The following is a 13,834-nucleotide window of genomic DNA, read 5'->3' on the forward strand; positions in this document are numbered from 1 at the left end:
CATGTTTTCACAAGTTGGGCGGCAGCTCTAAGAGCCGCACTCCGGCGCTCGAATCAATCGTTACCGCTGCTCCCTTCCGGGCCTGACGGGGTTCACGATCTATCGCCGCGAAGGGACCAATAGAGCCACCATAGTTGAATCGTGAAGAGTAACAAAAAAAGAAAGGGATAGCCAGATCTATCAGAAATTAATTCTCTCTACACTTGAATTGTGAAAAACATGCCCCTACATTAATATATGTTCATCTGTGGAATGAATTTTTTTTAAGAACCAATTTTTTTAAAAAAAGAAAAAAAGTGTTTGACACAGGGAACGAAATCAGTAGAATACGCAGCACGCCTTCGGGGCGGGTTCATTAAGAAGAGAGAAGACAAACTGTGTGGGCACTTTAGAAACCTTTGAGTGCTTAGAAGAAAATAGAAGTAAAGAAGCTAGTTTTAAACTGGCACAGGAATTGAACTCGTTCCCGGGCCTTGTACACACCGCCCGTCACACCATGGGAGTGGGCTGCACCAGAAGTAGATAGTCTAACCTTCGGGGGGACGTTTACCACGGTGTGGTTCATGACTGGGGTGAAGTCGTAACAAGGTAGCCGTAGGGGAACCTGCGGCTGGATCACCTCCTTAAATTAAGAGCACTAAAGAATTTAAAGTGCCCACACAGTTTGTTTTCGAGATAATGAAGAATCCAACCGCGGCTGAGAAGACGCGGAAAAGATATTCGATCACGATATTGTTGTTGATATAAATGAGATATTGTAGTGCCTCTCAATAAAACGCGATGTTGAATCGCAAGTCAAAAAAGCAAAGTGCATCGAAGCATTTTTGCGAGGGTTTTGTTTTAATCAAGGCGCATATGCGAATCAGTAAAGAAGCATACATCAGTATGTAACTGAACGAGAGAGCATGGAAGCGAAGAGTAAAATAAAAAGCCGAAGTAAAAATGGGTCTGTAGATCAGTTGGTTAGATCGCACCCCTGATAAGGGTGAGGTCGGTGGTTCAAGTCCACCCAGACCCACCAATCCTACGGAATTCTTCAAAGGATTATCCAGATTAAAGTGCTCTTTTTGAGGGTATTTTAATCTGGAATAACCAGACGTTCATTAAAAATTTGGGTAAATGAAGAGGTAACACAAGCGACTTGTATTGAAGTAAGCATGTAATCTGCGGTAATTGAGATTATATGGTCAAGAAGAGAAGCGCAAACGGTGGATGCCTTGGCAGTAAGAGGCGAAGAAGGACGTGGAATCCTGCGAAAAGCTTTGGTAGGATTATCCAGATTAAAGTGCTTTTTTTGAGGGTATTTTAATCTGGAATAGCCAGGCGTTCATTAAAAATTTGGGTAAATGAAGAGGTAACACAAGCGACTTGTATTGAAGTAAGCATGTAATCTGCGGTAATTGAGATTATATGGTCAAGAAGAGAAGCGCAAACGGTGGATGCCTTGGCAGTAAGAGGCGAAGAAGGACGTGGAATCCTGCGAAAAGCTCTGGTGAGCTGGAAACGAGCGTTTAACCAGAGATGTCCGAATGGGGGAACCCGGCCATGAGCAGTCATGGTCATCTATAGCTGAATACATAGGTTATAGAGGCGAACTCGGGGAACTGAAACATCTAAGTACCCGAAGGAAAAGAAATCAAAAGAGATTCTCCAAGTAGCGGCGAGCGAACGGGGAAGAGCCTGGTGTGATTTATAGTGTAATGAAGTAGAACAACTTGGGAAGGTTGGCCATAGAGGGTGAAAGCCCCGTATATGCAAGTTACATTAAGAACTAAGCACGCGAACAAGTAGGCCGGGACACGTGTAATCCTGGTTGAATATGGGTGGACCATCATCCAAGGCTAAATACTACTTACTGACCGATAGTGAACCAGTACCGTGAGGGAAAGGCGAAAAGAACCCCGGAGAGGGGAGTGAAATAGAACCTGAAACCGTTTGCGTACAAGCAGTGGGAGCATTTCTTCGGAGATGTGACTGCGTACCTTTTGTATAATGGGTCAGCGAGTTACTTTCAGTGGCGAGGTTAACTGAATAAGGAAGCCGTAGAGAAATCGAGTCTGAATAGGGCGCGAGTCGCTGTGAGTAGACCCGAAACCGGGCGATCTAGTCATGTGCAGGATGAAGGTTGGGTAACACCAACTGGAGGTCCGAACCGGGTAATGTTGAAAAATTATCGGATGACGTGTGACTAGGAGTGAAAGGCTAATCAAGCCCGGAGATAGCTGGTTCTCCCCGAAAGCTATTTAGGTAGCGCCTCGTGAATGATTACTGGGGGTAGAGCACTGTTTCGGCTAGGGGGCTGTCATGGCTTACCAAACCGATGCAAACTCCGAATACCGGCTAATTGAATCACGGGAGACACACGGCGGGTGCTAACGTCCGTCGTGAAGAGGGAAACAACCCAGACCGCCAGCTAAGGTCCCCAAGTACTAGTTAAGTGGGAAACGATGTGGGAAGGCACAGACAGCCAGGAGGTTGGCTTAGAAGCAGCCACCCTTTAAAGAAAGCGTAATAGCTCACTGGTCGAGTCGGCCTGCGCGGAAGATGTAACGGGGCTAAAACTAGTCACCGAAGCTGCGGATGTGTACTAAGTACACGTGGTAGGGGAGCGTTCTGTAGGCTGATGAAGGTGGATTGAGAAGTCTGCTGGAGGTATCAGAAGTGCGAATGCTGACATGAGTAACGATAATGAGGGTGAAAAGCCCTCACGCCGGAAGTCCCAGGTTTCCTGCACGACGTTAATCGGAGCAGGGTGAGTCGGCCCCTAAGGCGAGGCTGAAGAGCGTAGTCGATGGGAACCAGGTTAATATTCCTGGACTTTTTATAAGTGGTGAAGTGGGGACGAAGAAGGCTAGATGAGCCAGGCGTTGGTTGTCCTGGTATGTGCATGTAGGGGGATGGTTTAGGCAAATCCGGACCATTACTAACTCTGAGGTGCGACATGGTGCTGACACTTCGGTGTACAGCGAAGTCATTGATGCCCGGCTTCCAGGAAAAGCTGCTAGCCATAACTTATAGAGAACCGTACCGCAAACCGACACAGGTGGACAGGTAGAGAATACTAAGGCGCTTGAGAGAACTCGGGTGAAGGAACTAGGCAAAATGGTACCGTAACTTCGGGAGAAGGTACGCCCTTTTTGGTGAGGAGATTTACTTTCTGAGCTGAAGAGGGCCGCAGAGACCAGGTGGCTGCGACTGTTTATTAAAAACACAGCACTCTGCAAATTCGTAAGAAGACGTATAGGGTGTGACGCCTGCCCGGTGCCGGAAGGTTAATTGATGGGGTTATCTTCGGAGAAGCTCTTGATCGAAGCCCCGGTAAACGGCGGCCGTAACTATAACGGTCCTAAGGTAGCGAAATTCCTTGTCGGGTAAGTTCCGACCTGCACGAATGGCGTAACGATGGCCACACTGTCTCCACCCGAGACTCAGTGAAATTGAAATCGCTGTGAAGATGCAGTGTACCCGCGGCTAGACGGAAAGACCCCGTGAACCTTTACTATAGTTTTGCACTGGACTTTGATGATAACTGTGTAGGATAGGTGGGAGGCTATGAAGTGAGGACGCTAGTTCTCATGGAGCCAACCTTGAAATACCACCCTGTTGTTATTGAGGTTCTAACTTGGTCCCGTAATCCGGGATAAGGACAGTGTATGATGGGTAGTTTGACTGGGGCGGTCTCCTCCCAAAGAGTAACGGAGGAGCACAAAGGTACCCTCGGTACGGTCGGACATCGTACCAAGAGTGTAAAGGCATAAGGGTGCTTGACTGCGAGAGTGACGGCTCGAGCAGGAACGAAAGTTGGTCTTAGTGATCCGGTGGTTCTGAATGGAAGGGCCATCGCTCAACGGATAAAAGGTACTCCGGGGATAACAGGCTGATACCGCCCAAGAGTTCATATCGACGGCGGTGTTTGGCACCTCGATGTCGGCTCATCACATCCTGGGGCTGAAGCAGGTCCCAAGGGTATGGCTGTTCGCCATTTAAAGTGGTACGCGAGCTGGGTTTAGAACGTCGTGAGACAGTTCGGTCCCTATCTGCCGTGGGCGTAGGAAAATTGAGAGGAGCTGCTCCTAGTACGAGAGGACCGGAGTGGACGAACCTCTGGTGTACCGGTTGTCACGCCAGTGGCATTGCCGGGTAGCTAAGTTCGGACGGGATAACCGCTGAAAGCATCTAAGCGGGAAGCCTCCCTCAAGATGAGTTTTCCCATGAAGCCCGTTGAAGACTACGACGTTGATAGGCAAGGTGTGGAAGCACAGTAATGTGTGAAGCTAACTTGTACTAATTGGCTGATTGTCTTGACCATATAATCTGAGTTACTTCAGATTTTGATTGCGAATACGGATACGAGAAACAACAAATAGTGTACTTCTTTATTTACCTAATGCTTGATTGAGGTATAATGCCTGACAATCAATGCAAAACCAGTTTTCCTGGCGACCATAGCGGTTTGGAACCACCTGAATCCATCTCGAACTCAGAAGTGAAACGAACCCGCGCCAATGATAGTGTGAGGTTTCCTCATGTGAAAGTAGGTCATCGCCAGGGTTTTATTTAAGTGATAAAGAAAAATTAAAATATCACTATAATGCTTGTATTATTATTTACCTAATGCTTGATTGAGGTATAATGCCTGACAATCAATGCAAAACCAGTTTTCCTGGCGACCATAGCGGTTTGGAACCACCTGAATCCATCTCGAACTCAGAAGTGAAACGAACCCGCGCCAATGATAGTGTGAGGTTTCCTCATGTGAAAGTAGGTCATCGCCAGGGTTTTATTCTTAGAAAGCGGCTTTACGGCCGCTTTTTTTTTCTGCACTATATAACTATAAATGACTCACAGCTTTTAGGCCGTTTCTATGAGCACGATGAATTGAAATATATTCTTGTCTGCTTTTAATTTAGTTTCCGTATTACTGTTATTTCTTGTAAAGTCTAAATAATTGATTTTTATGTGACTTTAGTTTAAGTTAATTTTATTTAAGGATAGGTTGTAGTTTATGTTAGTCCAACGAATTTTGGATTTTATTCAAACTCTAGAAAAGGAAAACCCTCTCATTCTATGTGATGCAAAGTTACATGAATGTCTTTCTGGTCGTTTTTCGAAACGAGGACCCAGTGACAATTTGACCCATGATGATTTTAATTTCCTTCTTACTTGCTATAAAAGCCGCTGGGAAGCAATTGTCGATCGTGATGATGATTATACACGTAATCCCTCGGTTATTAATCAACACTGGATCGATCTGGCTAAAGAACTGGCTCCCTTAGTGAGGATTAATTATTTAAAAATTCTAATACCAACTTTAATCAATGAAAAGGATTTAAATGATTTTTCATCGCTTGATGAAACTGTAAATCTCTTTAATTTTTATCTTGGTCATGGCGGGAAAACTCTATATAGAAAATTGAGCTTTTGTAAGCACCTAGAAAGTTGGCAGTTTGAGTTATCGACCTACAGAGAAAATAAAAAACTAAGCGTTGTTACGGTAGATGAATTGGCTCGTCTCAAATTATGCAAACAAACTTCTCGAGAAGTAGCCGTAGACTCTGAACGATTCAAAAATTTTTGGGATCTTATGCGTAAAAAGGTTTTTGTTAATTTAAGAAATCATGGCCGCATGCCTATAGCTTTTTTGCCTCATTTACTGGAGTTAATTGAACAATACTGTCATATGAAAGCGGAAGGGTCACCGTTTGCACATTTCAAAATGGAGATTAATAATCTTTTCCGCCGCTTATATGATTATAATTTAGCTGATGTGAATTTCTTGTATGGTACGAAAATTAAGTATAAGGAAAATGAAGAGTACTTGTTGGATTTATTTATCGCGCTTCAAACTGCAAATAGTTATAATGAGATAAATTATGAAGTACAAATGCTCGGCAAATGGTTATTTGAATATAATTCCGATTTAAAAGCCTCAAGTATGGAATTACAACCTGTTTATCAAACTTCTGCTGAAGAAAGCGAAAAGGAGCAATTTATTAAAACAGATGCTTTTGTGAATTGCTGCAAGCTACTTGTTTCATTATTTACTACTCAATTTGAACTTTCGATTTTCTTCACCCGGCAAACTCACAGTTTATGGGATAAAAAAAATAACGTTTTTCCAGAAGCATATGGAATTTTTACTGTTTTGTTGCCACTTATTGCAGCGAATAAGCCTAAAGCTTTGGAAACAGCTTATGCAGAAATTATCGAGGATATTGTTATTCCTGCACGGAGAGATAATAGTTGGTGTACATGGTTTACTCGTGATCGATCAACAACTAAATGGTTGGAGTTAGTGCAAAATTGTAAGCTAAACGAACTAGGTGTTCACTGGTTTGAGCCAGAATTGTTATTTAACGCATTACAGCTTTTTGATACAAAGAATCCGTCGGTGCAAATGCGGATTAATCATTTATTAGATGACATAATTCAAACTTATGCTCAAAACCAGAATGATCTCATGAAGCAGTTTCGTGTCAATATCTTATTTACTGAATTCCTTAATGGATTAAACAAAGACCACTCTAAGCGGTTATTGATTTTAATCAAATTATGTAATTTAGAAATCGCAAAGTCTCAATTTCTCAGTAATTGCACCAAACATATCAATGAACAAATAGCTCAATTGGGTCAAGGTATTGATAGTTCGTCGTCAGGTTTTTTCTCTCGTACCCGTAATAAGCTAGACAGGGTTAAATTATTTAATTTGCCTGAAAAAGCAAAGGATGTTGAATCAATGATTGTTGCGTATAAAACTCACTTATCTGGACTCTCTATGGAGCCTAGAAAAGCAGAGAGTATAAGTACATACTTATTTAAAATAGGCCAACCTATTTTAACCGCGACACAAAAAGAAAAGGCTAAGAATAGCGGCAGAACTACCCTTGATTATATAGCTCAATATACTTAGAAATTTTACAGTCCTTAATCGAATTGAGAAGAGGGATTAAGCGAGCGATCTACGAGTTATAGCTTTGTTTTCATCCAGGACTTAAATGGTCAGTTTGGTTGCGAAATAGGTTTTATTTAGTATATTGTGTACAAAGCTTGAGGAAATTTTCATATCTTTTTTCTGAAATCAAGCCGTCATTTTTGGCCTTAATAATGGCGCAATGCGGGGTGTCTTTATGACTGCAATTACGAAATTTGCATTGCGACACGTAAGGCCTAAACTCAGGGTAACCGCGTACAATTTCAGCAGTATCTATATGCCATAGGCTAAACTCTCTTACTCCAGGGGAGTCAATTAAAGCCCCGCCGCTGGGTAGATGATAGTAGCGAGAATTGCTCGTGGTATGCCGACCTAATTCTGATATTTCAGAAATTTCATTTATCGAGATATTTTGTTCGTGAGGTAGAATACTCGAAATAAGCGATGATTTCCCCACTCCAGATTGACCTACAAAAACACTGATTTGATGATTTAATCTATGTTTGAGTTGCTCCATGCCCTCAGAATAGTTTTTATTAGTCAGTAGAATAGGATAATTAAGAGCTCCATAGTCCAGAAGTAATTGTTCTTTAAGAGAATCACAGGGTAAGTCGGTTTTATTTAATAAAATTACTGCATGTAAGTGCAGTGTTTCAGCCATAACCAAATAGCTATCAAGCAATGGCCAAGATATTTCTGGTTTGGGTGCGATAACAATAATGAGTTGCGTAATATTCGCTGCCACAGGTTTTACCTGCCCTGAACTGGTTGGTTTTGCCAAGACACTGCTCCGTGGGTAGAGGCTGACTACCACTCCTTGATTTACTCCCTCTACTTGCCAAATTACCCTATCCCCGGCTACCACTGTTTCTAGGTTTGGCCTGATGGAACAATGTATCTGTTTCCCTTGATTGTCTTCGACTACAACGTGCTTGCCAAAGCGAGTAATGACTAAACCATCAGCCAGATCATCATGACTTTTTTTATTTTCATGATAATTTTGTTGGATTTTTTCAATACGGGCAGATTGTTGTTTACTAATACGTCTTTTACTCATCGTTCTGATCTATATTATAATTATTAAAAATATCCTTAGCTCAGGGAGAAAAGCCAGAGCTAAATAATCATACAGTATGAAGGTAAATTAAATTTAATGAAAGTCTACTTGGTTGGTGGTGCTGTTCGTGATCAATTATTAAATCTTCCAGTTAAGGAACGCGACTGGGTTATTGTAGGCTGTAGTCCTGAGGAGTTACTAAAAAAAGGGTTCAGAAAAGTTGGTCGTGATTTCCCTGTTTTTTTGCATCCCAAGACTAGTGAGGAATATGCTTTAGCACGAACAGAAAGAAAATCAGCGCCTGGATATTACGGCTTTTCTTGTGATTTTAATAAAAATGTAACTTTGGAAGAGGATTTAGTCCGACGTGATTTAACCATTAATGCAATGGCCCGGGATGAACAGGGGCGACTCATTGATCCCTACAACGGGCTTAAAGATTTAGAGGCTAAGTTACTCCGTCATGTATCTCCTGCTTTTATAGAAGATCCTGTGCGTGTGCTGCGTGTTGCCCGTTTCGTCGCACGCTTTCACCATTTGGGTTTTAAATTAGCTGATGAAACACGTTCATTGATGTATACAATGGTTCAACGAGGTGAATTGGCTCATTTGGTGGCTGAACGAGTCTGGCAGGAATGGCAAAAAAGTCTGGAGGAAAAAAATCCAGAACAATTTATTGCGACCTTACGCTCTTGTGATGCATTGCGTATAATTTTGCCTGAACTTGATGCGCTGTTTGGTATTCCTAATCCTTATCGCTACCATCATGAAATAGATACTGGAGTTCATACTTTGTTGGTTTTGCACGCTGCAGTGACGTTAACTTCAGATCCGGTGATCCGTTTTGCTGCATTAGTTCATGATCTAGGTAAGGCTTTATCGCCAACACACAATTGGCCAAGCCATCATGGTCATGAAGAACGAGGTGTTCCTATTATTGATGCTTTGTGTTCTCGTTTACGGATTCCTAATGATTATCGTACTCTCGCAACTATGGTTTCACGATTTCATTTGAATATTCATCGTTTATTTGAGTTGCAAGCCAGTACTATTGTAAAACTTTTGGAACAATGCGATGCATTTCGTCGGCCACAACTTTTCTATAATATGTTAATTGCTTGTGAATCTGATGCAAAAGGTTGTGGCCGAGATATTGATTACCGACAGAGTAAACTATGGGATTACGTACTCGCTGAGTGCGCTAAAGTAAATAGCCAAACGATTATTGCTGAAGGTTATAAGGGTGATGCAATTAAACAAGCCTTGCATCAAAGACGAGTGGCTTGTGTAGAACTGATACTAAACTCCTGGAAGACAAATGAAAAATAATCAAAATTTAATTTGGATAGATTTGGAAATGACTGGACTTGAGCCTGAAAAAGACAGGATCATTGAGCTAGCTACGGTGGTGACGGATCCCCATTTAAATATAATTGCTGAAGGACCGGTTTTTGCTATTTCTCAACCTAAAGTATTGCTGGATGGAATGGATTCCTGGAATACCCGACAACACGGACAATCTGGTTTAGTCACTCGAGTTTTGCAAAGTCAAGTCAGCGAGGCAAAAGCAGAACAATCAACCATTGAATTTCTCAAGCAGTATTTGGATAAGGGGAAATCACCAATGTGCGGTAACAGCGTGTGCCAGGACAGGCGATTTTTGTATAAGTACATGCCGGATCTCGCTGCGTTTTTTCATTACCGAAATTTGGATGTGAGTACATTAAAAGAGTTGGCCATACGCTGGAGACCTGAATTGTTAAATGGGGTGGTTAAAGAATCAAAACACCTTGCATTAGATGATATTAAAGATTCCATTGCAGAATTGGTATATTATCGTCACCATTTTATAAATTTGCCGGATGTAACAAAATGACGCAAAGAGAGCGATTAGAACTACCTAACAGTGCAGATAAATTGTTATTACATTCCTGTTGTGCCCCCTGTTCTGGCGAGGTTATGGAAGCGCTCCTCAGTTCAGAAATTAATTTCACTATCTTTTTTTATAATCCGAACATTCATCCTGTTCAAGAATATGAAATCAGAAAAGATGAAAACATTAATTTTGCACAAAAACACAATATCCCATTTATTGATGCAGATTATGACAAAGATAATTGGTTTACTCGGGCTAGGGGTTTGGAATGGGAACCTGAGCGGGGTAAACGATGCACCATGTGTTTTGATATGCGTTTTGAACGCACAGCCCTATATGCTCACGAACATGGTTTTCCTGTGATCAGCAGTTCTTTGGGAATTTCACGCTGGAAAGATATGAATCAAATTAATGACTGCGGTATTCGAGCTGCAAACAAATATCCCAATCTGGAATATTGGACCTATAATTGGCGAAAAAATGGGGGTTCAGAACGTATGTATGAAATTGCCAAGCGCGAAGGATTTTATAAGCAGGAATATTGTGGATGCGTGTATTCTTTACGTGATACAAATGCTTGGCGTAAACAAAAAGAACGTAATCGAATAAAAATTGGTATTAATTATTATTCTGAAGAACAAAAAGATGAAGGTGCGTTATGAGTATGCACTCACACGGCGGGGGTTCCCATCATCACCATCATCATGGGCAAGAACATACTGCGGCGACCTATAATAAAGCGTTTATCATTTCCATAATAGCCAATGGTCTTTTTGTAATCATACAAATTGTTTTTGCCTATTTATCTAATTCGACCAGTTTATTGGCCGATGCGTTTCACAATTTAGGTGATGTTTTAGGTTTGGTTTTAGCCTGGATTGCTACAGTACTTATGAAACGCGCACCTACGATGAAAGCGACTTATGGTTTAAAAAAAATATCAATTCTCTCAGCATTAGCAAATGGGATCTTGTTAGTCTTTACATGTGGAATTATTGCTACTGATGCTATTTATAAATTATTTTCACCAACAGAGATACAGGCTTTATCCGTAATGATCGTCGCAGGGATAGGTATTGTAATTAATTCGACTACTGCATTATTGTTTGCGCACGGTTCTGATGACTTAAATATTAGAGGTGCTTATTTACATTTATTTTATGATGCTTTAGTTTCAGTTGGCGTAGTTTTGGCAGCGGCATTATTGTATTGGACTGGTTGGCTTTGGATAGATCCTGTAGTCGGTTTGTTGATTGCATTAATTATGCTCAAGGGTACCTGGACTTTATTTGCAGGGAGTTTCAGATTAATTATAGATGGAGTGCCAGATAATATTTCCTGGACGGCTGTGAGTGATTTTCTATTAAGCAAACCGGGCGTAAAAGGATTTCATGATTTACATATTTGGGCGCTCAGTACCCAGGAAAATGCGATGTCAGTCCATTTACACATGCCTGATGAAGAGCTTTCTGATGCATTAAGGGCTGAATGGGTTGAACAATTACGGCATGAATTTAATATTCAACATGTAACCATCCAAGTAGAAAAAACCAAGACAGATTGTAATGATGCATGTCATCACCCAAAGTTCTTATAGATAAAAATGAGCTAAAAGCATCGTTCGGGAATCTGGTGGGGCAAAGCCTAATTTACACTTTCTACGTGGCTGATATGTAATAGTTCAGTGTTCACGTTAATATAATACATTTTTCTTGAAGAAATAAATTGTAACGTAATGGGTCAACTTTAAAATCCTCAAAAATAGGGATGAGAATTCTAAAGTCAATCAGCATTAATTTTTATTGCAACTACCCTATTGGATATGCTGCTTTTAATTGAATTGAATTGATTGAATAATTTGAAGAACCGGTAGAACCTACCCATCCAAGAGCAATGCTACCTCCTGATTTCTTTGTTAAATCAAGCCAAATACCCAGCGATCCCATATTTTGAGGAAGGTTACCCACAATAAAATTGTAATTGAATTCTGGGCCTAAATTCGTATAAAAGAGTTCTTGGGATTTATTACCTCCAGAGTTGTAACTGTATTGAGTTCTTGCGGATGGAGTGAGTATCCAAGTTTCAAATGCAATGATTTTTGATAGAAAAACCCCTGTAGACCATGATGTATTTGAGGAATCCAAAGAGTTAAAAGTTAGCGCCATAGGGCCACCTTGTTCCACAAATTGGTTTAGTTCGGCAGATACTATATCAGCGCGGCAAAATAATTGAGTAATTACAGTTTTTATTGTGAATAAATTAGATATACTCAAAGAACCATAAGTCATTTTACCATTTCTATTACTAAGAAGGGTTTCACCACTGAGCTCTGACCGGCGTCTATTTGAAAATTTAGGCTCTCCATAACCTATTAATGCGTCCACAAACCAATTATTTATGGGCTGGTAGGTGGCATAGCCGGTGAGGGATAATTGATGGGCGTTGCTTACAGAAGTAAAGTGATTAATTGAACTTTTGTCAGTTGCATATCCTACAGCAAAACCTGCAATCAGTGATTCTTTAGCTTGAAAATCAACTCCCGCCGTTAAGCCTTCCAGAGTAAAATTATTACGACTATTTCCTGGATTATTTATCTTACCGTAACTGGTATTACCATTACCCCATAAAGACATGGAGAGATTATTAACCAAGAAACTATTTAGAGTTAAGTTATTCAATTCATACGAATCTAAATTTGAAAGTGGATAATTACTTGAATTTTGGTTATCAATCTCATTTGATGTGATAAGAGGCGCAGTACCAGAAGCGAATGCTAACTGTTGTTTATCATATTGGTTGATCATCCTTCGAGAAGCGGAAGAATACTCTTGATATTGCTGAGTTAGCGGAGTATGAAATCCTAAGGTCACCTTATTTTTTTTAAGATCAAAACGATGTAATTGTTGTAAATGATCCGTTATTTGTATTATGTGCCCTTCGGCAAAGTGTTGTGTAGCAACTACTTGTGCATTAATTAACCCAGTCATTGAAGTATCTGAAGTAGGATTGGGTGGGGTAAAAGCGGAAATGATAAGGATGAATGACTGAGTGGCAGGATTTCCTATACCATTTGTTGCTGTAAAAGTAATTGGATAATTACCTGTTTGGGTAGAAATGCCTGAAAGAACCCCTGTTGAAGAATTGAAAGTAATACCTGTTGGCAATGTTCCTGTTACTGTCAGTGTAGGCGTTGGTGATCCAGTTACAGTAACGATAAATGAGCTTGAAACCCCAAAGGGAAACGTGGTTGAAGCTGCTGAGGTAATTGCAGGAGGAGATGAACCAACGACAGACATACTTTGTTGTACTTGAGGAGCAGGAGCATAATTTACATTACCCGGTTGATTTGCATTGAGAATACAATTCCCAACGCCAATAAATGAGACAACACCTTCGCTTATGGAACAAATGTTACTACTGCTCGTATCTACAGTAATCGTCACGGGTAAGCCCGATGTAGCAGTAGCTGTCGGGATATAAGTACTGCCATCTACACTAGGATTGGTTGGGGCTATGCTAGTAAAAATGATAGTCTGATTCAATTGATTTACGGTTAATATTGCGGCGCTACTTATCACAGTCCCAGCCGAATTGGATACATCAACGGTATAGTTTCCTGCATCTGCTAATACTACACTTGGGATGTTATAGCTTGCTGCAGTGGCTCCAGCAATTGCTACCCCATTTTTTTTCCATTGGTAGGAAAGAGGGGCGGTACCGGTTGCGATTACCGAGAAGGTTACAGATTGCCCAACGGTTACTGTTTGGCTGACAGGTTGTGAGGTAATTGACGGGGGAGTTCCGGAGTTTACAGTTAATACTGCAGCACTGCTTGTTACAGTCCCAGCCGAATTGGATACATCAACGGTATAGTTTCCTGCATCTGCTAATACTACACTGGGGATGTTATAGCTTGCAGCAGTGGCTCCAGCAATTGCTACCCCATTTTTTTTCCATTGGTAGGAGAGAG

At 41.1% G+C, this 13,834-nt stretch carries 7 protein-coding genes, 1 tRNA gene, 3 rRNA genes, 1 other RNA gene and 1 other annotated feature; of the genes, 9 read left to right on the forward strand and 3 right to left on the reverse strand.

Annotated elements, in window-relative coordinates; translation table 11 throughout:
- Window positions 1–25: 25 nt before the first annotated feature.
- Window positions 26–122, reverse strand: an RNA gene (gene ffs / locus LXO92_RS03645) — signal recognition particle sRNA small type.
- 295 nt (window positions 123–417) lie between these two features.
- Window positions 418–613, forward strand: a sequence feature (16S ribosomal RNA rRNA prediction is too short).
- A 331-nt stretch (window positions 614–944) separates the two neighbouring features.
- Here ffs and LXO92_RS03650 point away from each other — a divergent pair.
- The 5 genes from LXO92_RS03650 to LXO92_RS03670 all read left to right on the forward strand — a co-directional run bounded on the left by LXO92_RS03650 (window position 945) and on the right by LXO92_RS03670 (window position 6,910).
- Window positions 945–1,021, forward strand: a tRNA-Ile gene (locus LXO92_RS03650).
- A 391-nt stretch (window positions 1,022–1,412) separates the two neighbouring features.
- Window positions 1,413–4,309, forward strand: a 23S ribosomal RNA gene (locus tag LXO92_RS03655).
- Window positions 4,310–4,435: 126 nt separating this feature from the next.
- A 5S ribosomal RNA gene (rrf, locus tag LXO92_RS03660) occupies window positions 4,436–4,551 on the forward strand.
- 111 nt (window positions 4,552–4,662) lie between these two features.
- Window positions 4,663–4,778: ribosomal RNA gene (rrf, locus tag LXO92_RS03665) — 5S ribosomal RNA — on the forward strand.
- A 227-nt stretch (window positions 4,779–5,005) separates the two neighbouring features.
- Window positions 5,006–6,910, forward strand: a complete 1,905-nt coding sequence (locus LXO92_RS03670) for a hypothetical protein (RefSeq protein WP_232890394.1) — start codon at window positions 5,006–5,008, stop codon at window positions 6,908–6,910.
- A gap of 112 nt (window positions 6,911–7,022) precedes the next feature.
- Here LXO92_RS03670 and rsgA read toward each other — a convergent pair whose 3' ends face one another.
- On the reverse strand, window positions 7,023–7,988 hold the full coding sequence (gene rsgA / locus LXO92_RS03675) for a small ribosomal subunit biogenesis GTPase RsgA (RefSeq protein WP_232890395.1): 966 nt from the start codon (window positions 7,986–7,988) through the stop codon (window positions 7,023–7,025).
- A gap of 96 nt (window positions 7,989–8,084) precedes the next feature.
- Between rsgA and LXO92_RS03680 the strand changes: the two genes are divergently transcribed.
- Genes LXO92_RS03680 through LXO92_RS03695 form a run of 4 tightly spaced genes read left to right on the forward strand, consistent with a single transcriptional unit; the run spans window position 8,085 to window position 11,461 of the window.
- Window positions 8,085–9,317, forward strand: coding sequence for a multifunctional CCA addition/repair protein (locus LXO92_RS03680; RefSeq protein WP_182351389.1), 1,233 nt, complete (start codon window positions 8,085–8,087; stop codon window positions 9,315–9,317).
- The gene (orn, locus tag LXO92_RS03685; protein ID WP_182351390.1) at window positions 9,307–9,864 is read left to right on the forward strand and encodes an oligoribonuclease; all 558 of its coding nucleotides are present in this window, start codon (window positions 9,307–9,309) and stop codon (window positions 9,862–9,864) included. Before LXO92_RS03680 ends, orn begins: the two co-directional genes overlap by 11 nt.
- The gene (locus tag LXO92_RS03690) at window positions 9,861–10,526 is read left to right on the forward strand and encodes an epoxyqueuosine reductase QueH (protein WP_182351391.1); all 666 of its coding nucleotides are present in this window, start codon (window positions 9,861–9,863) and stop codon (window positions 10,524–10,526) included. The genes orn and LXO92_RS03690 overlap by 4 nt, the downstream gene beginning before the upstream one ends.
- Window positions 10,523–11,461, forward strand: a complete 939-nt coding sequence (locus LXO92_RS03695; protein ID WP_182351392.1) for a cation diffusion facilitator family transporter — start codon at window positions 10,523–10,525, stop codon at window positions 11,459–11,461. Before LXO92_RS03690 ends, LXO92_RS03695 begins: the two co-directional genes overlap by 4 nt.
- 211 nt (window positions 11,462–11,672) lie before the next feature.
- On the opposite strand, the gene LXO92_RS03700 is transcribed toward LXO92_RS03695, so the two are convergent.
- A partial coding sequence (locus LXO92_RS03700; protein WP_233291517.1) for an autotransporter family protein occupies window positions 11,673–13,834 on the reverse strand: 2,162 nt, incomplete at its 5' end.

This window comes from Legionella resiliens (assembly GCF_021344005.1).
GTDB lineage: Bacteria > Pseudomonadota > Gammaproteobacteria > Legionellales > Legionellaceae > Legionella > Legionella resiliens.